19 protein-coding genes and 1 other annotated feature are annotated in these 21143 nt (G+C 43.5%); of the genes, 17 read left to right on the top strand and 2 right to left on the bottom strand.

Translation table 11 applies throughout. The annotated features are described in order from the left end of the window. Window positions 1-125: 125 nt before the first annotated feature. The gene (locus PGZ10_RS14890) at window positions 126-1004 is read right to left on the bottom strand and encodes a hypothetical protein (RefSeq protein ID WP_270541723.1); all 879 of its coding nucleotides are present in this window, start codon (window positions 1002-1004) and stop codon (window positions 126-128) included. A 219-nt stretch (window positions 1005-1223) separates the two neighbouring features. On the opposite strand from PGZ10_RS14890, the gene PGZ10_RS14885 reads away from it, so the two are divergent. The 10 genes from PGZ10_RS14885 (at window position 1224) to PGZ10_RS14840 (ending at window position 12250) form a co-directional block, all read left to right on the top strand. After that, complete coding sequence (locus tag PGZ10_RS14885) at window positions 1224-2510, top strand: homoserine dehydrogenase (RefSeq protein WP_270541721.1); 1287 nt, start codon at window positions 1224-1226, stop codon at window positions 2508-2510. 33 nt (window positions 2511-2543) lie between these two features. Further along, window positions 2544-3392 carry a thymidylate synthase gene (gene thyA / locus PGZ10_RS14880; protein ID WP_008369620.1) on the top strand — a complete coding sequence of 283 codons (849 nt, stop codon included), beginning with the start codon at window positions 2544-2546 and terminating at the stop codon, window positions 3390-3392. A 17-nt stretch (window positions 3393-3409) separates the two neighbouring features. Further along, window positions 3410-3898, top strand: a complete 489-nt coding sequence (locus PGZ10_RS14875) for a dihydrofolate reductase (RefSeq protein WP_008369618.1) — start codon at window positions 3410-3412, stop codon at window positions 3896-3898. Between the two features lie 80 nt (window positions 3899-3978). Continuing rightward, window positions 3979-4237: a binding site (T-box leader), on the top strand. Between the two features lie 88 nt (window positions 4238-4325). Beyond that, window positions 4326-6056, top strand: a complete 1731-nt coding sequence (gene ilvB / locus PGZ10_RS14870; protein ID WP_008369614.1) for a biosynthetic-type acetolactate synthase large subunit — start codon at window positions 4326-4328, stop codon at window positions 6054-6056. Window positions 6057-6074: 18 nt separating this feature from the next. Continuing rightward, window positions 6075-6584 (top strand): acetolactate synthase small subunit, encoded by a 510-nt coding sequence (gene ilvN / locus PGZ10_RS14865; protein ID WP_022221140.1) that lies wholly within the window; start codon window positions 6075-6077, stop codon window positions 6582-6584. 154 nt (window positions 6585-6738) lie between these two features. Further along, on the top strand, window positions 6739-7764 hold the full coding sequence (locus PGZ10_RS14860) for a branched-chain amino acid aminotransferase (RefSeq protein WP_008369610.1): 1026 nt from the start codon (window positions 6739-6741) through the stop codon (window positions 7762-7764). Then, on the top strand, window positions 7764-8399 hold the full coding sequence (locus PGZ10_RS14855) for a lactate utilization protein (protein WP_022221141.1): 636 nt from the start codon (window positions 7764-7766) through the stop codon (window positions 8397-8399). The genes PGZ10_RS14860 and PGZ10_RS14855 overlap by 1 nt, the downstream gene beginning before the upstream one ends. Window positions 8400-8640: 241 nt before the next feature. Further along, window positions 8641-9423 carry a class I SAM-dependent DNA methyltransferase gene (locus PGZ10_RS14850; RefSeq protein WP_270541727.1) on the top strand — a complete coding sequence of 261 codons (783 nt, stop codon included), beginning with the start codon at window positions 8641-8643 and terminating at the stop codon, window positions 9421-9423. Between the two features lie 19 nt (window positions 9424-9442). After that, window positions 9443-10321, top strand: a complete 879-nt coding sequence (gene hslO, locus PGZ10_RS14845) for an Hsp33 family molecular chaperone HslO (RefSeq protein ID WP_008369602.1) — start codon at window positions 9443-9445, stop codon at window positions 10319-10321. Between the two features lie 12 nt (window positions 10322-10333). Continuing rightward, window positions 10334-12250 carry an NAD(+) synthase gene (locus PGZ10_RS14840; RefSeq protein WP_270541719.1) on the top strand — a complete coding sequence of 639 codons (1917 nt, stop codon included), beginning with the start codon at window positions 10334-10336 and terminating at the stop codon, window positions 12248-12250. A 113-nt stretch (window positions 12251-12363) separates the two neighbouring features. On the opposite strand, the gene PGZ10_RS14835 is transcribed toward PGZ10_RS14840, so the two are convergent. Next, entirely contained in the window at window positions 12364-13050 is a 687-nt protein-coding gene (locus tag PGZ10_RS14835; RefSeq protein ID WP_118218040.1) for a S1 RNA-binding domain-containing protein, read from the bottom strand. 289 nt (window positions 13051-13339) lie between these two features. Between PGZ10_RS14835 and PGZ10_RS14830 the strand changes: the two genes are divergently transcribed. The 7 genes from PGZ10_RS14830 to PGZ10_RS14800 all read left to right on the top strand — a co-directional run bounded on the left by PGZ10_RS14830 (window position 13340) and on the right by PGZ10_RS14800 (window position 21050). Beyond that, window positions 13340-14074 carry a DUF5058 family protein gene (locus tag PGZ10_RS14830; RefSeq protein WP_117558938.1) on the top strand — a complete coding sequence of 245 codons (735 nt, stop codon included), beginning with the start codon at window positions 13340-13342 and terminating at the stop codon, window positions 14072-14074. A gap of 21 nt (window positions 14075-14095) precedes the next feature. Beyond that, the gene (locus PGZ10_RS14825) at window positions 14096-14785 is read left to right on the top strand and encodes a hypothetical protein (RefSeq protein WP_117558936.1); all 690 of its coding nucleotides are present in this window, start codon (window positions 14096-14098) and stop codon (window positions 14783-14785) included. Window positions 14786-14803: 18 nt separating this feature from the next. Next, window positions 14804-15913: a M20/M25/M40 family metallo-hydrolase gene (locus PGZ10_RS14820; protein ID WP_008369593.1), complete on the top strand. Its 1110-nt coding sequence runs from the start codon at window positions 14804-14806 to the stop codon at window positions 15911-15913. 16 nt (window positions 15914-15929) lie between these two features. Continuing rightward, on the top strand, window positions 15930-17264 hold the full coding sequence (locus PGZ10_RS14815) for an amidohydrolase (protein WP_270541718.1): 1335 nt from the start codon (window positions 15930-15932) through the stop codon (window positions 17262-17264). A gap of 116 nt (window positions 17265-17380) precedes the next feature. Further along, entirely contained in the window at window positions 17381-18676 is a 1296-nt protein-coding gene (locus PGZ10_RS14810; protein ID WP_270202775.1) for a GTP cyclohydrolase IIa, read from the top strand. Window positions 18677-18773: 97 nt separating this feature from the next. Beyond that, window positions 18774-20426 carry a putative manganese-dependent inorganic diphosphatase gene (locus tag PGZ10_RS14805; protein ID WP_270541717.1) on the top strand — a complete coding sequence of 551 codons (1653 nt, stop codon included), beginning with the start codon at window positions 18774-18776 and terminating at the stop codon, window positions 20424-20426. 30 nt (window positions 20427-20456) lie between these two features. After that, on the top strand, window positions 20457-21050 hold the full coding sequence (locus PGZ10_RS14800; protein WP_022221152.1) for a flavin reductase family protein: 594 nt from the start codon (window positions 20457-20459) through the stop codon (window positions 21048-21050). The last annotated feature ends 93 nt before the right edge of the window (window positions 21051-21143 follow it).

Raw genomic sequence — 21143 nt, 5'->3', positions numbered from 1 at the left:
ATCATCGAGCTGCTAAGCGAGATGGTGTACGTTTGCCGGGGGTTCGTGTTCACACGAAACCTTGGCTTATTACTAACGTAAAAAAGACTGGCATCGCGCCAGTCTTTCATCATAACTATTCTTTTTTATTTCAGGAAGAACCAGTATCCTGCAAATGCAGCAGCTGCGATGATCAGGAAGATAAGGATTACAACAAGTACAACAGGAAAATGTCTTTCATCATCGTCATCTTCTTCGTCTAACATATTCTGATAGTTCTCACGCATTTCCTGTTCACGTTTTTCACGGACATGTTTTGGTGGAATATTAGAATAGGTCTGTTCTTTTTCCTCCTCTGGAATGGAAAAATCAGGTGCTGCAATTTTAAGTTCATCCTCTTCATCAGAAATGATACGTGTGCTGGAATTGTCAATTGCGTGTACCGGTTTGGCTTCTTCCGGACGTTTCTTTTTCGGACGTGGACGAACTTCTTCCCGGCTTCCTTCCTGACCTTCTGCATATTTGAGAAGTGGACGGTCTGAAGTAACAGAGCGTTTCTTTGGATGCGGTCTGGATGGCTGTTCTTCGGAAGAACCTTCTGTCTTCGGACGAGGTTTTCTTACCGGTCTTTCTCCTTCAGTAGCCGGGTTCGGACGTTTTTTCTTCGGATGAGCCGGTACTTCCGGATTAGCAGGAGAAGCGGTCCGCTTTTCGACGTTTTCCGGAGATACCGGATGTTTTTTCTTTTTCTTTGGCTGGGCTGGACGTTCGGCAGAAGTTCTTTCTCCTTCGGCAGTCGGACGCTTTTTGCGTGGTTTTTCTGCAGCCTTATCGGCTCCAACTGGTTTTTCAGCCAATGCTTCTTTTGCAAGCTTTTTCTTCTTTTCACGCTGTTTATCTAAATTCCACTGCTTTTTACAGTCGCGGCAGATTGCGAATTCATTGTAGATTGCTTCACCGGCTTCATTTTCGCCTATTTTTTTGTTCTTGATCTCAAGATCCTTTTTACAAATCGGGCACTGCATGATTTATCTCTCCTCTTTGGTTTTTTAATATGTATCTACTCCCTTATTAAATGATGTAAATGTTAAAAATTATGTTTAACATTCACGTCCTTAAATACATAGAATCATACATTTATAATGTTATCACGTCCCCAAAAGATGTCAAGAAAGTTCTTTGAATATTTACAAAAAAGTGCTAGAATAAAATGGATTTACTATAGATTAGGAGGACGCGAAGACATGACAGATACAAAGACAATCAAAGTAGGATTACTTGGACTTGGAACAGTCGGAACAGGTGTTTATAAATTGATTGGACGCCGCAGTGAAGAGATGCAGCAGAAGACCGGCGCCGCTCTTGAAATAAAGAAAATCCTGGTACACAACATGAAAAAAGTAAGACAGGGTGTAGATCAGAATCTGCTGACAGATCAGTGGAAAGAGATTATAGAAGATGATGAAATCCAAATCTTGATCGAGGTGATGGGCGGAATTGAGCCAGCGAAAACGATGATCACAGAAGCACTGAAAGCAGGGAAAAATGTAGTAAGTGCAAATAAGGATCTGATCGCAGAATATGGAAAGGAACTCTATGACGCTGCGAAAGAAGGTAGCGCTGATTTCCTGTTTGAAGCAGCGGTAGCAGGAGGAATCCCGATCATCCGTTCGCTTAAGCAGTGCCTGGAAGGCAACCAGATCGATGAGATCATGGGAATTGTCAACGGTACGACTAACTATATCCTGACAAAGATGTTTGAAGATGGAATGGATTTCACAGAAGCACTCGCAAAGGCGACAGAGCTTGGCTATGCAGAAGCGGATCCGACGGCAGATGTGGAAGGCCTGGACGCAGGACGTAAGGTGGCAATCATGGCTACGTCAGCATTCCATTCACAGGTGAAATTTTCGGATGTCTATACGGAGGGAATCACAAAGATCACAGCAGCAGATGTAAATTACGCAAAAGAGATGGGAAATGTGATCAAACTGATCGGTATTGCGAGAAATACATCTAATGGAATTGAAGCAGGTGTTTATCCGATGATGATCGATAAGAAACATCCGCTCGCTACCGTAAGAGATTCCTTTAATGCTGTTTTTGTACACGGAGATGCAGTTGGGGATACCATGTTCTATGGAAGAGGAGCAGGAGAACTGCCGACCGCAAGTGCAGTTGTCGGAGATGTGATGGATGTTACAAGAAATATTGTATGGAACTGTACCGGAAGAATCGGATGGAGCGCATACAAAGAGCTTCCGATCAAGGAATTTGCGGACGTCAAGAATCGTTTCTTTATCCGTATGCAGGTGAGTAATGAACCGGGAGTACTGGCAGCAATCGCGAAAGTATTCGGAGATCATAAGGTAAGTATCGAACGTGTGATCCAGGAACAGGCAAAAGCGGCAAAGGCAGAACTTGTCATCGGGACATCCGCAGTCAAGGAATACCATCTTCAGGATGCACTGGAGGAATTAAAAGAAATGCCGATCGTAAGTGAGATCAGCAGCATTATCAGAGAATATTAAAAGGCACAGCATTGGAAAAAGGAGCAATCAGGTATGAGTTATGCAGACAAAGTTTTTATAGAGATGTGCAGGGACATCATTGATAATGGAACCAGCACAGAAGGAGAAAAGGTACGTCCGAGATGGGAAGACGGGACTCCGGCGTATACTGTAAAAAAATTTGGTGTGGTGAACCGGTATGATCTGCGAAAAGAATTCCCGGCACTGACACTCAGAAGAACCGGGATCAAAAGCTGTACGGACGAGCTTTTGTGGATCTGGCAGAAAAAATCCAATAATATCCATGATCTGAACAGTCACATCTGGGACAGCTGGGCAGATGAAGATGGATCGATCGGGAAGGCATACGGCTATCAGATGGGCGTAAAGCATGTCTACAAAGAAGGAATGATGGATCAGGTAGACCGTGTACTCTATGATCTGAAGAATAATCCTTACAGCCGCCGGATCATGACGAATATCTATGTACATCAAGATCTTCATGAGATGAATCTGTATCCGTGTGCATACAGTATGACGTTCAATGTGACAAAAGAAAAAGGCAGCGACAAGCTGACACTGAACGGAATCCTGAACCAGCGTTCCCAGGATGTGTTGGCGGCAAATAACTGGAATGTATGCCAGTATGCTGTGCTACTTCATATGCTCGCGCAGGTATGCGATATGCAGGTGGGCGAATTTGTACATGTGATCGCAGATGCACATATTTACGACAGGCATATTTCGCTGATCGAGGAACTGATTTCAAGAGAGACGCACCCGGCACCGAAATTCTGGCTGAATCCGGAAGTGAAAGATTTCTATCAGTTTACACCGGATGACGTAAGATTAGACGATTATGTGACAGGACCGCAGATCAAAAATATTCCGATCGCGGTTTAGAAAAGGAGACAGATACGATGAACATTATTGTAAATGCAGATAAAAACTGGGCAATAGGAAAGAATAACAGTCTGCTTGTACGAATCCCGGCAGATATGAAATACTTCCGTCAGATGACAGAAGGCAATATTGTCGTGATGGGAAGAAAGACACTGGAAAGCTTTCCGCAGGGGCGTCCGCTTGCCAACCGGGTTAATATCGTGATTTCCCACAATCCGGATTATCAGGTGAAGGATGCGATCGTGGTACACAGTGTGGAAGAGGCAATGCAGGAATGTAAAAAGCACAAAGGAGAAGTCTTTGTGATCGGCGGAGAAAGTATTTACCGTGCAATGCTTCCGTATTGTAATATAGCGTATGTTACACGGACAGATCATGTATATGAGGCAGATACCTGGTTCCCGGATCTGGAAAAGGATCCGGATTGGCAAAAAACAGCTGAGACGGATGAACAGACATATTTCGATCTTGAGTATGTATTTGCAAAATATGAAAGAATAAAATAGATCAATAAAATTTGCGAAATGTATCATTGACAAATCAATAGACCACTCATTATAATAAATGTAATCGATGAGACAATAGAAGAAATGCTATGACAAGGAGGAGTATATAATCTTCGGAAGCAAAGAGAGAAGGCGGACGGTGTAAGCCTTCATGAAGGGATTGTAGAAGTAGCCTTTGAGCAGCGGACCGAACGGGAATTTCTCAAGTAGACTTCGACGTAGGCCCTACGTTACAGGGGAATAGTATCGAACATTTCTATGGTTCTGTACTTGCGTGAGAGCAGAGAAGCAGCTTCTCTGAAGACAGGTGGTAACACGGATTTTATATTCGCCCTGAACGGTCAGCCGTTTAGGGCGTTTGTTATTCTATATGACTATGATAAAAATTTGGCGATCATCTGTATAGAAAATTCATGGAGGTAGATTTATGAAAAAAATATCAGGGAACAAATTACTTGTAAAAGCATTAAAAGAGGAGGGGGTAGATATCCTTTTTGGATATCCGGGAGCCTGTACAATTGATATCAGTGATGAAATTTACAAACAGGATTACACAAAAGTTGTACTTCCGCGTCATGAACAGGCACTTGTCCATGCTGCAGATGCTTACGCCAGATCAACAGGAAAAGTCGGGGTATGTCTGGTAACAAGCGGACCGGGTGCAACCAATCTGGTGACAGGAATTGCAACGGCAAATTATGACAGTGTACCGCTGGTATGTTTTACCGGACAGGTTGCGAGACATCTGATCGGAAATGATGCATTCCAGGAAGTTGATATTGTAGGTATTACAAGAAGTATCACAAAATACGGTGTGACAGTAAGAAAGAGAGAAGATCTTGGAAGAATCATCAAAGAGGCATTCTATATTGCGCGCAGCGGACGTCCGGGTCCGGTTCTTGTGGATCTCCCGAAAGATGTAATGGCAGAGCTTGGAAGCCCGAATTATCCGGAGACAGTCAATATCCGCGGATATAAGCCGAGTACCGGCGTTCACATCGGACAGCTTAAGAGAGCAGTCAAGATGCTTGGAAAAGCAAAGAAACCGTTGTTCCTTGCCGGTGGTGGGGTAAATATTGCAGGAGCGAATAAGGCGTTTACCGAACTTGTAGAACGTACCCAGATCCCGGTTGTGACAACGATTATGGGACGTGGTGCGATTCCGACAACGCATCCGCTTTTTATCGGTAATCTGGGGATGCACGGTGCATATGCATCCAATATGGCAGTGGAAGAATGTGATCTGCTGTTCTCGATCGGGACCAGATTTAACGATCGTATCACCGGAAAACTGCATGCATTTGCACCGAAGGCTACGATCGTACATATCGACATTGATACTTCCTCCATCTCACGTAACATTCAGGTAGATATTCCGATCGTTGCGGATGCAAAAGAAGCAATTGAAAAATTATTGGAATATGTAGAACCAATGGAGAAAAAAGAAAGCTGGATGGAACAGATCGAAGGCTGGAAAGAGGAGCATCCGCTTAGGATGAAACCAAAGGGAGACCAGATGCAGGCTCAGGATATTCTGGAGACGATCAATGAAGTGTTTAAAGAGGATGACAAGATTGTTGTGACAGATGTAGGACAGCATCAGATGTTCACATCCCAGTATCTGGAAGTGAATGAAAAGACCAGACTTTATATGTCCGGCGGACTTGGAACCATGGGATATGGATTCCCGGGAGCAGTCGGAGCGCAGATTGGCAATCCGGACAGTACGGTAATTGCAATTTCCGGTGATGGCGGTATGCAGATGAATATTCAGGAATTTGCAACAGCAGTGCTGGAAGAACTTCCTTTGATCCTCTGTGTATTTAACAATACCTATCTTGGAATGGTTCGCCAGTGGCAGAAACTTTTCTATGGAAAACGCTATTCTATGACGGATCTTCGTGCAGGCGCAGCGACAAGACGTGGAGAAGAGCATCCACCGAAATATACGCCGGATTTTGTAAAACTTGCAGAAAGCTATGGGGCAAAGGGAATCCGTGTAACCGAAAAATCCGAGATGAAAGCAGCATTTGAACAGGCAAAAGCAAACCGTGCACTGAAGGTGCCGACTCTGATCGAATTCATGCTGGATCCGGAAGTGCAGGTTTATCCGATGGTACGTCCGGGCGGAACCCTGGAAGATCTTTTGATGGATTAATGGAGAGGAGAGGTGAAGATGGATAATACAATGAAAAAAAGATGGATTTCCTTATATGTGGAAAATCAGGTTGGTGTACTGTCAAAGATTTCCGGACTCTTTTCCGGTAAATCCTATAATCTGGAGAGTCTGACGGTAGGTAGAACAGAAGATCCGACTATCTCCAGAATGACGATTGAGACGAACAGTGATGAAGAGACTTATGAGCAGATCAAAAAACAGCTGAACCGTATGGTTGAAGTCATCAGAGTCATTGATTTTACAGAAGTATCTGTTGTTATGCAGGAGCTGATGTTTATCAAGGTAAAAAACTGTACACCGGAAGATAAGACAGAGCTTTTCCAAATCGCGCAGACCTATCAGGCAAAGGTACGTGATTATGGAAAAGACAGTGTGCTTCTTGAATTTGTACACACGGCACATAAAAATACAGCGATCATCCAGTTTCTACGTTCTGAATTCAATTCAATTGAAGTTGTAAGAGGCGGAAGTGTGGGGATTGAAGCGATCACAATGCCAAAAAGATAAAAAAATCAAAAAAAACAGAGCGCACTCTTGAATTTGAAAAACAGAAGTAATATAATAGCGATATGTAATCCGTAGGATTTAAAATACGGGAAGCAAAAATTATAATTTAGATATATGTTACTGTAAGAAGCAACAAGGGAATGGAGGAATTACAATGGAAAAGAAACAGATTGACTGGTCAAGCATAGGATTTGGTTATATCCCGACCGAAAAGAGATATGTTTCAAATTACAAAGATGGAAAGTGGGATGATGGATGCCTGACAGAAGATGCCAACATTGTATTGAATGAGTGTGCAGGTGTTCTGCAGTATTCCCAGTCAGTATTTGAAGGTATGAAGGCATACACAACAGAAGACGGACGCATCGTTGTATTCCGCCCGGATATGAACGCAAAGAGATTTGCTGATTCCGCAAGAAGACTTGAGATGCCGGTATTTCCGGAAGACCGTTTTGTAGATGCAATCGTACAGGTAGTAAAAGCTAATGCGGCTTATGTACCACCTTACGGATCAGGAGCGTCCCTTTATATCCGTCCATATATGTTCGGAAGCAATCCGGTTATCGGAGTTAAACCTGCTGACGAATATCAGTTCCGTGCATTTGTAACACCAGTAGGACCATATTTCAAGGGCGGCGCAAAGCCGATCACAATTAAAGTCTCAGACTTTGACCGTGCAGCACCGCATGGAACAGGACATATCAAAGCTGGTCTTAACTATGCAATGAGCTTACATGCAATTGTAACAGCACATGAAGAAGGCTATGCAGAGAATATGTATCTGGATGCAGCAACAAGAACAAAAGTAGAAGAGACAGGTGGAGCAAACTTCATCTTCGTCACAAAAGATGGTAAAGTAGTTACTCCGAAGTCAAACAGTATCCTTCCATCTATTACAAGACGTTCTATTCTTTATGTGGCAGAACATTATCTTGGACTTGAGACAGAAGAAAGAGAAGTATATCTTGATGAAGTAAAAGACTTTGCAGAATGCGGACTTTGCGGAACAGCAGCAGTTATATCACCGGTTGGAAAGATTGTAGATCATGGTAAAGAAATCTGCTTCCCAAGCGGAATGGATGAGATGGGACCTGTTATCAAGAAATTATATGAAACACTTACCGGAATTCAGATGGGACACATCGAAGCACCGGAAGGATGGATCCAGGTGGTTGAATAATGGATAAATTCGTTACAAAGCGAAATGATCTGCTCGCTGAGCAGGTGATAAAGAATTTGAAGTCCCGTCAGATGGAGGGACATTATGTACAGACCAAAGAAGAGGCACTTGCCCTTGCACTGGAGCTGATTCCGGAAGGAAGCAGCATCAGTTGGGGAGGGTCTATGAGCATTAAGGCAATTGGTCTTCCTGAAGCACTTCATAAAGGAAATTATAAAGTGCTGGACAGAGATCTGTGTGCGACACCGGAGGAAAAAGCAGAGATGATGCATCAGGCACTTAACTGCGATTATTTTCTGGCAAGCTGTAATGCAATCTCGGAAGATGGGATACTGGTCAATATAGATGGAAATGCAAACCGTGTGGCAGCTATTTCTTACGGACCGGAAAATGTTCTGATGATTGTTGGTATGAATAAAATTGTAAGAAGTGCAGAGGATGCATATGCCCGTGCAAAGTATGTGGCAGCTCCGATTAACGGACAGCGTTTTGAAGGGCTTCCGTGTGCGAAGACAGGTGTCTGTTCCAACTGTAAATCTCCGAAAAGTATCTGCTGTCAGACACTGATTACAAGATTCAGCCATGTTCCAAACAGAATAAAAGTGATTTTGGTGAATGAAGAACTGGGATTCTAAAAAATACGAAGAGAATCAGGGAATTTCCCCTGGTTCTTTTTGTGTCTGAAAAAGAAAATGCGTTACTGGTCACAGGTACTGTGAACAGTAAAGAAAATTCCAAAAGGGAAAAGTTCTCATCAGAATATGACTTTCCTAGAGGAAAATCCTGTGTTATACTATAAAATAATCTGGATGTCAGGATGCGCAGCGGAGTGGTCCGTGGACATCGGTCAGTGCTGCTTATGGGCATTGATGGCGAATCGAAAGAGAGGAACAACAGAGTATGGAAGCGTATACAAGCTTTGCACGTGTATATGATACCTTCATGGATAATATTCCCTACGAAGAATGGTGTGAATATCTCACCGGTCTTATGAGAGAATATGGTGTCAGGGATGGACTGGTACTGGATCTGGGGTGCGGTACCGGGAACATGACAGAATTGCTTGCAAAGGCAGGATATGATATGATTGGTGCGGACAATGCGGAAGAGATGCTGGAGATCGCAATGGAGAAACGAGACAAATCCGGTCATGATATTCTGTATCTTCTGCAGGATATGAGAGAGTTCGAACTGTATGGTACGGTAAGAGCTGTCATCAGTGTCTGTGATTCAGTCAATTATATTACAGAGCCGGAAGAACTTCAGGAAGTATTCCGCCTGGTCAACAATTATCTGGATCCGAAAGGTGTTTTTATTTTTGATTTTAATACACGTTACAAGTATGAAGAGATTCTTGGGGATCGCACAATTGCGGAGAACCGGGAGGAATGCAGTTTTATCTGGGACAACTATTATTACGAAGATGAGAAGATCAATGAATATGATCTGAGTCTTTTTATTGAGACAGATAAGGACAGTGGGCTTTATCGCAAATATGAGGAGACGCATTATCAGAGAGCGTATACGCTGGAGGAGATGAAGGAACTGATCCGGAAGTCGGGGCTGGAATTTGTGACAGCATACGATGCATTTTCAAAGAATGCGCCGATGGACACAAGCGAGCGCATTTATGTGATCGCAAGAGAACAGGGAAAATAGAACAGGAGAGAATTGTTATATGAAAGATTATATTGTAAGAGCAACTGCGGGAGACGGACAGATCCGTGCATTTGCTGCAACAACCGGAAATCTGGTGGAAGAGGCAAGAAAGAGACATGACACAAGTCCGGTAGCAACAGCGGCACTTGGAAGACTTCTGACAGCAGGAGCAATGATGGGAGGCATGATGAAGAATGAGACAGATGTGCTGACGCTTCAGATCAAAGGTGATGGACCACTTGGCGGAATTACGGTGACTGCAGATGCAAAAGGTGACGTGAAAGGATACGTCGATCATCCGGAAGCAATGATGCCGCCTAAGAATGGCAAGCTGGATGTTGGAGGAGCTGTTGGAATCGGTCTTTTAAATGTTATTAAAGATATGGGACTGAAAGAACCATATGTTGGACAGACTATTCTGCAGACAAGTGAGATCGCAGAAGATCTGACGTATTATTTTGCAACCAGCGAACAGGTTCCGTCTTCTGTGGGTCTTGGAGTATTGATGAACAAGGACAACACTGTACACTGTGCAGGTGGATTTATTGTGCAGGTAATGCCGTTTATATCGGATGAGGTGCTGGATAAACTGGAAGAGAATATCAAGAAGATCTCTTCTGTTACCAGTATGCTGGATAACGGACATACACCGGAGCAGATGCTGGAGCAGGTACTGGATGGCCTGAATGTGGAATTTACAGATACAATGGATACACAGTTTAAATGTAATTGTTCGCATGAGAGAATCGAGAAAGCCATCATCAGTATCGGAAAGAAAGATATCCAGGAAATGATCGATGACGGAAAAGAAGTAGAAGTAAAATGCCATTTCTGCAATACGGCGTATACATTTAGTGTAGAAGAACTGAAACAGATTTTAAAACAGGCAAAAAGATAAAGAGGTAAACACATGAAACAGGGATTTATCAAAGTTGCAGCGGTCACAGTTGATATTCGTGTGGCGGATGTCTGGCACAACTGTAAGGAAATCTGCAAACGTATGAAAGAAGCTGAGAAGGCTGGCGCAAAGATCATGGTATTTCCGGAGCTTTGCCTGACCGGGTATACTTGCAGCGATCTTTTTACACAGGATATACTGTTAAAAGAGGTGCGCAGAGCACTTGCAAAAGTTGCAGAAGAGACCAGGCATACAGAAGCACTTGTATTTGTTGGGCTTCCACTTGCAATTGATGGAGAGCTTTATAATGTTGCGGCCGCATTAAATGACGGAAAGATCCTTGGCTTTACAACCAAGACATTTCTTCCGAATTATGGGGAATTTTATGAGATGCGTCAATTCCGTCAGGGACCGAAAAAAGCAAGAGTGATTTCTTATGAAGGGGAAGAAATCATGTTTGGGCCGCAGATCCTGTATCAGGCGGCAGAGATGGATGATCTGGTCGTATCAGCAGAGATCTGTGAGGATGTCTGGTCACCAATCCCGCCGAGCATTGAGGCGGCAAGAGAAGGCGCGGTCATCCTGGTCAACTGTTCAGCAAGTGATGAGACGATCGGAAAGGATAGTTACCGGGAGGAACTGATCAAGGGACAGTCTGCAAGACTGATTGCAGGTTATGTCTATGCAAATGCCGGAGACGGAGAGTCTACAACGGATGTGGTATTTGGCGGACACAATATTATTGCAGAGAATGGGACGATCCTGAAAGAAGCAAAGCGGTTTGCCAACGAGATGATCGTCAGTGAGATTGACATTTTCCGTCTTTTAAGTGAACGGAGAAAAAATACAACTTTCCAGACAACGGAAGAACGTCATCTTCCAAAAGTACTGTTCCACATAAGTGTGGAAGAGACAGCACTTACCAGAAGCTTTGCACAGACCCCTTTTGTTCCACAGAATATGGCAGAGAGGGAAAAGCGCTGTGAGGAGATTCTGATGATCCAGGCAATGGGACTGAAGAAGCGTCTGGTGCATACTCACTCGAGAACAGCAGTCGTTGGAATTTCCGGCGGTTTGGATTCAACGCTGGCACTGCTTGTGACGGCAAAAGCGTTTGACATGGCAGGAAAAGACCGCAAGGATATCGTTGCAGTGACGATGCCTTGCTTTGGTACGACAGACAGAACCTATCAGAATGCCTGCCTGATGTCGAAGAAGCTGGGAGCCACTTTGAAAGAGGTGCCGATCGCGGATGCGGTCCATGTGCATTTCCGTGATATCGGACATGATGAAGAGGTACATGATGTGACCTATGAGAATTCACAGGCAAGAGAGCGTACCCAGGTGCTGATGGATATTGCTAACCAGGAATGGGGCATGGTCATCGGAACCGGAGATATGTCGGAGCTGGCTCTTGGGTGGGCGACTTATAATGGAGATCATATGTCTATGTACGGGGTCAATGCATCTGTTCCGAAGACACTGGTACGCCATCTGGTTCAGTATTATGCGGATACCTGTGAGGATCAGGAGCTGAAAGAGGTACTTCTGGATGTTCTTGACACACCGGTAAGTCCGGAGCTTCTTCCACCGAAGGATGGCGAGATCGCCCAGAAGACGGAAGACCTTGTAGGTCCGTATGAACTGCATGATTTTTATCTGTATTATGTTCTGAGATTTGGCTTTGAACCGTCAAAGATCTATCGGCTCGCAAAGCTTGCATTTGAAGGAACTTATGACAGCGTGACGATCATGAAATGGCTGAAGACCTTTTACCGAAGATTTTTTGCGCAGCAGTTTAAGCGCTCCTGCCTGCCGGACGGACCGAAGATCGGTACGGTGGCACTTTCTCCGAGAGGAGACTGGAGAATGCCGAGCGATGCGTGTGCGGCAGTCTGGATGCAGGATCTGGAAGCACTGGAGAAATAGAAAAGAATGTACAGGGGGGGTACATTCTCGCATAAAGTGTCAGTGACACTTATCAGGCAATGATAAAGGGAAGTCTGCGAAAGTGCAGGCTTCCCTTTTTTAAATTATAATTTTTAAAGCTTGATATTTTTAAACAGATCCCCAAGGCTGGTTCCGATTGCTTCAGTTTCCGGAATTTCTACGTGTTCCAGCTCTTCCTCCTGTTCGTTTTCAGTATCTTCGGCAAGAGCCTTGATACTGAGGCTGATTTTACCGTCTTTGATACCGATGACTTTGACATCTACTTCGTCCCCAACGTGAAGTACCTGGTCTGCTGATTTGATTCTCTGGGTACTGATCTGGGAAATGTGAACCAGACCGGAAAGACCGTTCTCGAGACGTACAAAAGCACCGTAGGACTGAAGCGATTCAACGGTACCTTTTACAACACTTCCAACCTGTACAGATGCAAGTTTTTTTGCATCTTCTGCTTTTTTCTGTTCTCTTAAAATCTCACGTGCAGATAAGATCAGGCGTCCTTCTGCCTGGTTTGCTTCGATCACGCGGACATCAATTTCTTTTAGAAGATAAGTCTCCAGATCTTCGATATAAGAAAGAGAAAGGCGGGATGCCGGGATGAATCCTCGAAGTCCTTCGACCATGGCGATGACACCACCATTTACGATTCCTTCTACTTTTACGTGAAGATTGGTTCCCTCTTCCTGATAACGTGCGACCACATTCCATGGATTGGCATCATCGAAATGATCTTCGTAGTCTGCCATGCTTTCTGTCTGTTCCTGTAATTTTTCGTTTTCCATCTTAACACCTCTGTTAGTTTATTTTTCTGAACGTATGCTCAATATGTTTATTAGTATAACACATTTTTGTATAGATAAAAAGTATGGATTCCAGATGGTTAGACGGTTAAATTGTGCTTAATGAGAAAAAATCGTTATTATGTACGAAAATTGTGGTAAAAATTTGTGTATATTTTGAATAGTGAAATTTGTGAAAAAAGTTGACAAAAGAAAAAATAAATTGTATATTACCAACATAAGGACATATTAAGGACAATGTCCTAAACTAAAAGGCAAAGGAGAATTTAAAATGAAGGGAAACGTGAATTATCTGGAACTGGCAAACAGCCCTCTGATGTGGGTGAGTGCCGCAATAGCAGTAGGAATCGTAGTTTTTCAGTCCGTACTGTTTTTCAGAAAGTCGCTCAAAGCAGCAAAAGAGATTGGAATTGAACAGGAAAAGATCAATATGGCAATTAAGAGTAGTGCCATTTCCTCAATTGGACCATCTATTGTAATCCTGGTAACAATGATCTCCCTGATCGTATCAATGGGAGCACCTGTTTCATGGATGAGACTTTCTTTCATCGGATCCGTTAACTATGAAGCAATGGCAGCCGGATTTGGCGCACAGGCAATGGGCGCTACACTGGAGAACCTGACACCGGTTGCATTCGCCTGTGGTGTATGGACCATGATCTGTGGTTCACTTGGATGGCTGATCTTCACACTCCTTTTCACAGATAAGATGGATAAAGTAAACCATCTGATGTCAAAAGGAAATTCCAAAATGGTTCCGATCATTTCAGCAGGAGCGATGCTTGGTGCATTTGCAAACCTTGCATCAGGAAACTTCTTCAACGAAAAGAATCAGTTTGCATTTGGCGGAGCACCGGCAATCGCAACAATCGTAGGATGCATTCTTATGATGATCCTGACAAAGGTAGCGAAAGAAAAGAATATTGGATGGCTCAGAGAATGGGCCTTTGCAATTTCCATGTTCTCAGGCATGCTCATTGGTTACATTTGGAACACTGTATTTTAATAGGAATGAGAGGATAAAGATATGAATAAAGAATACTACAACAAAGTCTATATACCTGATATTGTCAAATGGGGGAAAATCACCATGTTATTAGGTATCATTACATGTTTCGGACCGGCACTTGTTATCTCGGTCATTTACGGATGTATGCCGCCGGTATCAGCAATCATCGCAGGTACAATTGCACAGATCAGTGTAAGTGGAGCATTTTACATTGTAGAACCGATTTCTTACTTCCCGATTCTTGGAATCCCGGGAACCTACCTGACATTCCTTTCAGGAAATACATCCAACATGCGAGTTCCATGTTCTTCGGTAGCACAGGAAGCAGCAGGTGTTGAAATGGGAAGCGACAAAGGTTCTGTTGTATCAACCATCGGTATCGCTGTATCGATCATCGTAAATATTGTGATTCTGACAATCGGAGCAATTGCAGGAAACGCAATTATCGGTATGATGCCAGAAGGATTCAAGCAGGCCCTCAACTTCCTTCTTCCGGCACTTTACGGAGCTGTATTCGGACAGTTCGCAATCACAAGACCGAAGCTTGGTGTAGTTGCAGTAGTTATTGCATTTGCAATGAACTGGCTGATGAAAAACGGATTCTTATCCTTCTTCCCTGGAACACCGTCATACGTTGTTATCCTGGTAGCCGTATTTGGATCTATTTTCGCAGGAAAGATTATCTACAAGAAAGAGCTTGAGGACTAAGTCCGGAAAGGAAAAACGATGTTATCGAGAGAAAGATTACAGGAAAGATTTATTGAGATGATCAAGATCTACAGCCCGTCAAAAGGGGAGAAAGAGATGGCGGACTGGATAGAAAACTGGCTGAGAGAACGGAACATTCCGTTCCAGTCAGATCATGCCGGGGAAGCTTATGGTGGAAACGGCAGAAATATCGTTGCATTTGTAAAAGGAAATACGAAGGAACGTCCACTTGGATTTGCAGCACATATGGATCAGATTGAGCCTTGCAGAAATGTAAATCCGGTGATCAATGGAAACATCATCAGTACCGACAAGACAACAACACTTGGCGGAGATGACAAAGCTGGAATTTCAGCAATCATGGAAGCGGTAGAAGATATCATTGAAAGCGGTGTACCGCACAGAGATATTTATCTTGTATTTACCTGCTCCGAAGAGATCAGTATGATGGGAACAAAGCACATGGATATGTCTATGCTGCCATGCAAGGAATTGGTTGTTGTAGATGCAACCGGTGGAGCAGAGACTCTCGCATACAAAGCACCGGCAATGGAAGCGATTGAGATTACTTTCAAAGGAAAGAAAGCGCATGCCGGAATTGAACCGGAAAAAGGAATCAATGCAATTGTTGTGGCATCAAAGGCAATCAGTAAGATGCACATCGGACGTATTGATTATGAGACAACCTCTAATATCGGACATATTGAAGGTGGATCTGCAACCAACATCGTAACAGATGAGGTTACATTTACCGCAGAGATCCGTTCACACAGTATGGAAAAGCTGGCTGCAGAGGTTGCACATATGGAACAGTGCTGCAAGGAAGCTGTAGAGGAAATGGGAGCCTGTTATGAGATGAAGCATGAGATGGCTTACCCGGTCCTGTCGCTGGAAGAAGACTGTGAATTGATCCAGGATACTGTAAATGCAATGGCAGAAGAAAGAATTACAGCAAATAAAATGATCATCGGTGGCGGAAGTGATGCAAATGTGCTTGCGGGACACGGATATAAGAGCGTCATTTTGGGATGTGGAATGATCAATGTACACACAGTAGAAGAAGCGCTTGATACAGACGAGACCTGGAAAGTGACAAAAGTACTGAGAAGACTGATGGGTGCAGAATAGGAGATGGACGACATAGATGGAAAAAGAAGAACTGAAGCAGAGATGTCTGGACGCGATTGATGAGAACAGAGATCTGATCATTCAGCTTGGTGATGATGTATATAAAACGCCTGAACTTGGCTACAAAGAATTTAAGACTACAGAAAGAATGATAAAGGCATTTCAGGAGATTGGAGAAGAGCCGGAGACGGAAATTGCATATACTGGCTGTAAGGTTTCAACTCCGAAAAAAGGGAATACAAGAATTGCCGTGATCGGAGAGCTGGACTGTATCCAGTGCAAAGAACATCCGGACAGTACGCCAGAAGGAAATGTTCATGCCTGCGGTCATCATGCACAGCTTGCAGATCTGTATGGATGTGCGATTGGTCTTTTAAGATCCGGAGTGATGAAGGAACTGGGTGGAGCGGTTGATTTTATTGCGATCCCTGCGGAAGAATGCGTAGATTATGATTATCGCGACAGTCTGATCCGTGAAAATAAGATCAGTTTTTACGGCGGCAAGCAGGAATATTTAAAACGTGGTGGCTTTGATGATGTGGATATGGCATTGCAGTGTCACATGATGGAAATTGGAAATGGCAGGCATTGCACGATTGATACCGACTGCAACGGATTTGTGACAAAGACGGTAACATTTATCGGAAAAGCTGCGCATGCAGGTTTCGCACCACATGAAGGAATCAATGCGTTAAATATGGCAGAGTTGGCACTGAACAACATTCATGCACTCCGTGAGACTTTTCAGGAGAAAGAAAAGGTTCGTGTAAGTGCAATCATTACAGAAGGCGGAGATCTGGTAAATGTAGTTCCTGCTGTTGTGAAGATGCAGATCATGGTACGTGCTTTCACAATTGATGGAATGCTGGATGCCAGTAAAAAAGTGAACCGTGCGTTAAAAGCCGGAGCACTTGCAATCGGAGGAAAAGTCGAGATTGACGATAAGATCGGATATCTTCCGATGAATACCAACCGTGAGCTTTCAGCATTATATAAAGAAAATATGATCGAATATACAGGGGCGGAAAAAGATTCATTTGTAGAGCTTTATGAGACAGCAGGTTCTACAGATCTGGGGGATCTTTCTCAGATCATGCCGTGTATGCACATCTGGACAGAGGGAATAACCGGAGGACTTCACTCCAAGGATTACCGTCTTGCGGACCCGGAACTTGCTTATATCGTTCCGGCAAAGATGATGGCGCTTACGATCATTGATCTTCTTTATGATAACGCAAAAAAGGCAAAACAGATTCTTGACAATTTCAAACCGACGCTGACAAAAGAAAGTTATCTGGAATTAAAAAAAGAGCATTCTAAGCTTGTGGTTTTTGATGGCTCTGAGTTATAATAAAAAGGAATCCCGTTTAAGGGGTTCCTTTTTTAAAGCAATTATTCAGATATATAGAGAGAAGCTGCCAACGGCAGGTTCTCTGGATAGAAGATCGCAATACGGGGGACAAATTTGTGAAAGTTGGAGTTATCGGATCAAAATCATCTTGTGAGGTTGTTAAGAAGAGTATAAAAGAAATCGACAGTTCAGTAGAAGTAGCTTCTTATGAAGAGGAACAGGTTAACCGAAGTGACCGGCTGATTGAGGAATGTGAACAGGAGTGTGATGCGGTACTGTTTACGGGCTGTGCGATCGAAAGTTTTGTGGGGAGAAACTATCATTTCACTAGGCCACATGTGTCGGTGGAAAAATCGGTAGTCAGCATTGCGGGAGCATTTCTGCAGATGCAGAAAAGTAATATTGAACTGGATGCATTTAGTATTGATATTGTAGAAAAACAGGTCATTGAGGATTTGCTGGATGCATTTGACATCCTGGCAAGAAACATTTATTCCTGTCCGTTTCAGGCAGGAGTGGAAGAAGAACAGTATGTGGAGTGGCACATGAAGCTTCTGGATGAAGGAAAGGTCAATGTGGCACTGACTTCTCTTCGGTGGGTGTATAAGATACTGCAGGAAAAGGGATACCATGCAATTTATCTGCCTCCGACCAGGGCAAAAGTGAGAGTGGCACTGGAGAAATTAAAAAATGAATGTGCGCTTCAGGAAGCAGAATATGCGCAGGCAGCAGTTGAGATTTTTCAGCTGACGGATTATAAGAGCAGAGAAGAGAATTATTATTCAAGTATGCTTGCAAAAGCAGATATTGAAAAAGAAATCATCAAATATACAGAAGGGATTCAAGGTGCAATTTTTGCATCAGGAAGAAGAGAATATATTGTATTTTCCAATTCCGGGGCTGTACAAGAAGAATTTAACCAGCGGAAGCTTCTGAATCTGCAAAAAAAAGTGCAGGAGGAGAATAAAATCAGCCTGAATGTAGGGATCGGAACCGGAGGCACGATGAATGACGCGGAAATGAACGCAAGACGTGCACTGGATTTTTCCCTGAAAAATGCAAAGCAGGAGATTTTCTGGATTGATGCCGGTCAGACACAGCACGGACCGCTTGGAAAGGAGATCCAGCTGGAATATCAGCTCATTTCTTCCGATCCGAAGCTACAGGAAATTTCAGAAAAAACCGGGCTCAGCACAACGTCAATTCTGAAGATCATTGCCATTGCAGATGTAAGAAAAAGTTATATTTTCGATGCACATCAGTTGGCGGAGTGTCTGGGAATTACGGTCAGAAGTGCGCGCCGGATCATGAATAAGATCATGGAAGCCGGTTATGGAAAAGTGTATGCAAAGAAGACAGCGGCAGCGGGTGGCAGACCGAAGGCACTGGTAGAGATATTGTTTAAAATTTAGTGTAATGGTCTTTTATCCGAACAAGGGTTGACGAACAGTAAAAAAAATGGCATTCTGAAAAGTAAAGGAACAAGAGATAGTAATGGAGTAATATAAAATGGATCAGAAAAAACCAAAGAAAGTATATGTGATCGGACATAAAAATCCAGATACAGATTCTATTTGTTCGGCAATTGCATATGCAAATCTGAAAAATAAAATCACAGGAGAAAAATACATAGCGAAAAGAGCGGGAGAGGTAAATGGTGAGACAGCATATGTTCTGGATAAATTCCAGGTAAGTGTGCCGTCTCTTCTGGACAATGTACACCTTCAGGTAAAAGATATGGATATCCGTCATATTAAGGGTGTATCTGGTCACATGTCCATTAAAGACGCATGGGCAAGAATGAAAGATGAGAATATTAAGACACTGCCGGTAACAAGAGGTGAGAAGCTGGAAGGGTTGATCACTATCGGAGATATTGCTACGTCATATATGGAAGTGTACGATAATAATATCCTTGCAACAGCGAGAACCCAGTACCGCAATATCGTCAAAACACTGGACGGAACACTGATCTCCGGGAATGAGCATGGCTATTTCCTGAATGGAAAAGTTGTCATTGCCGCATCCAGTCCGGATCTGATGGAGAATTTTATTGAGAAGGATGATCTTGTCATTCTTGGAAACCGTTATGAGTCACAGCTGTGCGCGATCGAGATGGATGCAAGCTGTCTTGTCATCTGTCAGGGAGCCAATATTTCCAAGACGATCAAGAAGATGGCAGAGGAGAGAGATATCGTGATTATTCAGACACCACACGATACCTTTACTGCTGCAAGGCTGATCAACCAGAGTATTCCGGTCAAGTATTTTATGAGCCGTGATAATCTGGAGATCTTTCATTTGAATGATTATGTGGAACATGTGAAAGAAGTTATGTCAAAGACGAAGTACAGAGATTTCCCAATTCTGGATAATAAAGGAAAGTTCTGTGGTTTCCTCTCAAGACGAAGACTTATGACTTCCCGTAAAAAACAGGTAATTCTGGTGGATCATAATGAAAAGTCACAGGCTGTGAATGGAATTGAAGAGGCAGAGGTACAGGAGATCATTGATCATCACAGACTGGGCGGCCTGGAGACGATCGGACCGGTATATTTCCGAAATCAGCCGGTTGGATGTACCGCTACGATCATTTACCAGATGTATCAGGAAAGTGGTGTAGAGGTAGAGCCGCAGATGGCGGGACTTCTGTGCTCTGCAATTATTTCGGATACGTTACTGTTCCGTTCACCAACCTGTACGATGGTTGATCAGGCGGCAGCAGAGGCACTGGCGCGGATCGCCGGGATTGATATGGAAGAATATGCAAAAGAGATGTTCAATGCGGGAAGCAATCTGCGTGGTAAATCCGTAGAAGAGATCTGTTTCCAGGACTTTAAGGTATTCAATGTAAAAGATATCATGTTTGGAGTCGGACAGATCACATCCATGAATCAGGATGAACTGGATGAGGTGAAAGGACGTCTGATCCCATATCTGGAAGAGGCGAGAAAGACCCAGGGACTGCATATGTTGTATCTGATGATGACTAATATTCTGGAAGAGTCTACAGAACTCCTTTGCTGTGGTGAAAATGCAAAGGAACAGGTTCTTGAAGCGTTTGAACTGCCGGGAGATACGGAAAAAATTCTCCTGAAAGGTGTAGTATCAAGAAAGAAACAGATGATCCCTGTTCTGGTAACTTATCTGCAGCAAAAATAAAAACAGATGACTCTATAGGAGAGATGACTTATGGCAAAACAGATCTGGAAGCCGGGAAATATGCTGTATCCACTGCCAGCAGTTATGGTCAGTGTGGCAGATAAAGAAGGCAATCCGAATATCATTACCGTGGCGTGGGCGGGAACGGTCTGCACAAACCCGCCGATGGTTTCGATTTCCGTGAGACCAGAGCGGTATTCTTATCACATGATCGATGAGACCGGAGAATTTGTAATCAATCTGACGACGGAAAAACTTGCGTATGCAACGGATTATTGCGGTGTGCGTTCGGGAAAAGATGTGGACAAATTCAAAGAGCTGCATCTGACACCGGAAAAGGCAGAATATGTGAGCGCACCACTGATCGCGGAGAGTCCGGTCAACATCGAGTGCAAGGTGGTCAAAAAAGAAACGCCGGGGTCGCATCATATTTTCCTTGCCGAGGTAAAAGCGGTTCATGTAGATGATGCCTATATGGATCAGAAAGGGCGATTTGCATTGGAAAAGACCGATCCGATCGTATATGTGCACGGACAGTATTATAGTCTGGGTAAGTTGCTCGGAACATTTGGCTATAGCGTGAAAAAGCCGACAAAGAAGAATGGAAAGAAAAAGAAGAAATAAAAACAGAAAATCCTCTTGACAAGAAAATGACAGAGGGTATATGCTGTGTAAGTAGAAACTCAAGGGCGAGACTGCTAAGGTGCGGTCTCGTCT

Source organism: Coprococcus sp. AF102-57 (genome assembly GCF_027686195.1).
Taxonomy (GTDB): Bacteria; Bacillota; Clostridia; order Lachnospirales; family Lachnospiraceae; genus Allocoprococcus; species Allocoprococcus comes.
Note: the sequence above shows the minus strand (reverse complement) of the source record. Positions and strands in the feature narration are given on the sequence as shown.

Coding starts and splice junctions, on each gene's coding strand:
- PGZ10_RS14890 (WP_270541723.1), bottom strand. CDS start 1,004: ATGCAGTGCCCGATTTGTAAAAAGGATCTTGAGATCAAGAACAAAAAA.
- PGZ10_RS14885 (WP_270541721.1), top strand. CDS start 1,224: ATGACAGATACAAAGACAATCAAAGTAGGATTACTTGGACTTGGAACA.
- thyA (WP_008369620.1), top strand. CDS start 2,544: ATGAGTTATGCAGACAAAGTTTTTATAGAGATGTGCAGGGACATCATT.
- PGZ10_RS14875 (WP_008369618.1), top strand. CDS start 3,410: ATGAACATTATTGTAAATGCAGATAAAAACTGGGCAATAGGAAAGAAT.
- ilvB (WP_008369614.1), top strand. CDS start 4,326: ATGAAAAAAATATCAGGGAACAAATTACTTGTAAAAGCATTAAAAGAG.
- ilvN (WP_022221140.1), top strand. CDS start 6,075: ATGGATAATACAATGAAAAAAAGATGGATTTCCTTATATGTGGAAAAT.
- PGZ10_RS14860 (WP_008369610.1), top strand. CDS start 6,739: ATGGAAAAGAAACAGATTGACTGGTCAAGCATAGGATTTGGTTATATC.
- PGZ10_RS14855 (WP_022221141.1), top strand. CDS start 7,764: ATGGATAAATTCGTTACAAAGCGAAATGATCTGCTCGCTGAGCAGGTG.
- hslO (WP_008369602.1), top strand. CDS start 9,443: ATGAAAGATTATATTGTAAGAGCAACTGCGGGAGACGGACAGATCCGT.
- PGZ10_RS14840 (WP_270541719.1), top strand. CDS start 10,334: ATGAAACAGGGATTTATCAAAGTTGCAGCGGTCACAGTTGATATTCGT.
- PGZ10_RS14835 (WP_118218040.1), bottom strand. CDS start 13,050: ATGGAAAACGAAAAATTACAGGAACAGACAGAAAGCATGGCAGACTAC.
- PGZ10_RS14830 (WP_117558938.1), top strand. CDS start 13,340: ATGAAGGGAAACGTGAATTATCTGGAACTGGCAAACAGCCCTCTGATG.
- PGZ10_RS14825 (WP_117558936.1), top strand. CDS start 14,096: ATGAATAAAGAATACTACAACAAAGTCTATATACCTGATATTGTCAAA.
- PGZ10_RS14820 (WP_008369593.1), top strand. CDS start 14,804: ATGTTATCGAGAGAAAGATTACAGGAAAGATTTATTGAGATGATCAAG.
- PGZ10_RS14815 (WP_270541718.1), top strand. CDS start 15,930: ATGGAAAAAGAAGAACTGAAGCAGAGATGTCTGGACGCGATTGATGAG.
- PGZ10_RS14805 (WP_270541717.1), top strand. CDS start 18,774: ATGGATCAGAAAAAACCAAAGAAAGTATATGTGATCGGACATAAAAAT.
- PGZ10_RS14800 (WP_022221152.1), top strand. CDS start 20,457: ATGGCAAAACAGATCTGGAAGCCGGGAAATATGCTGTATCCACTGCCA.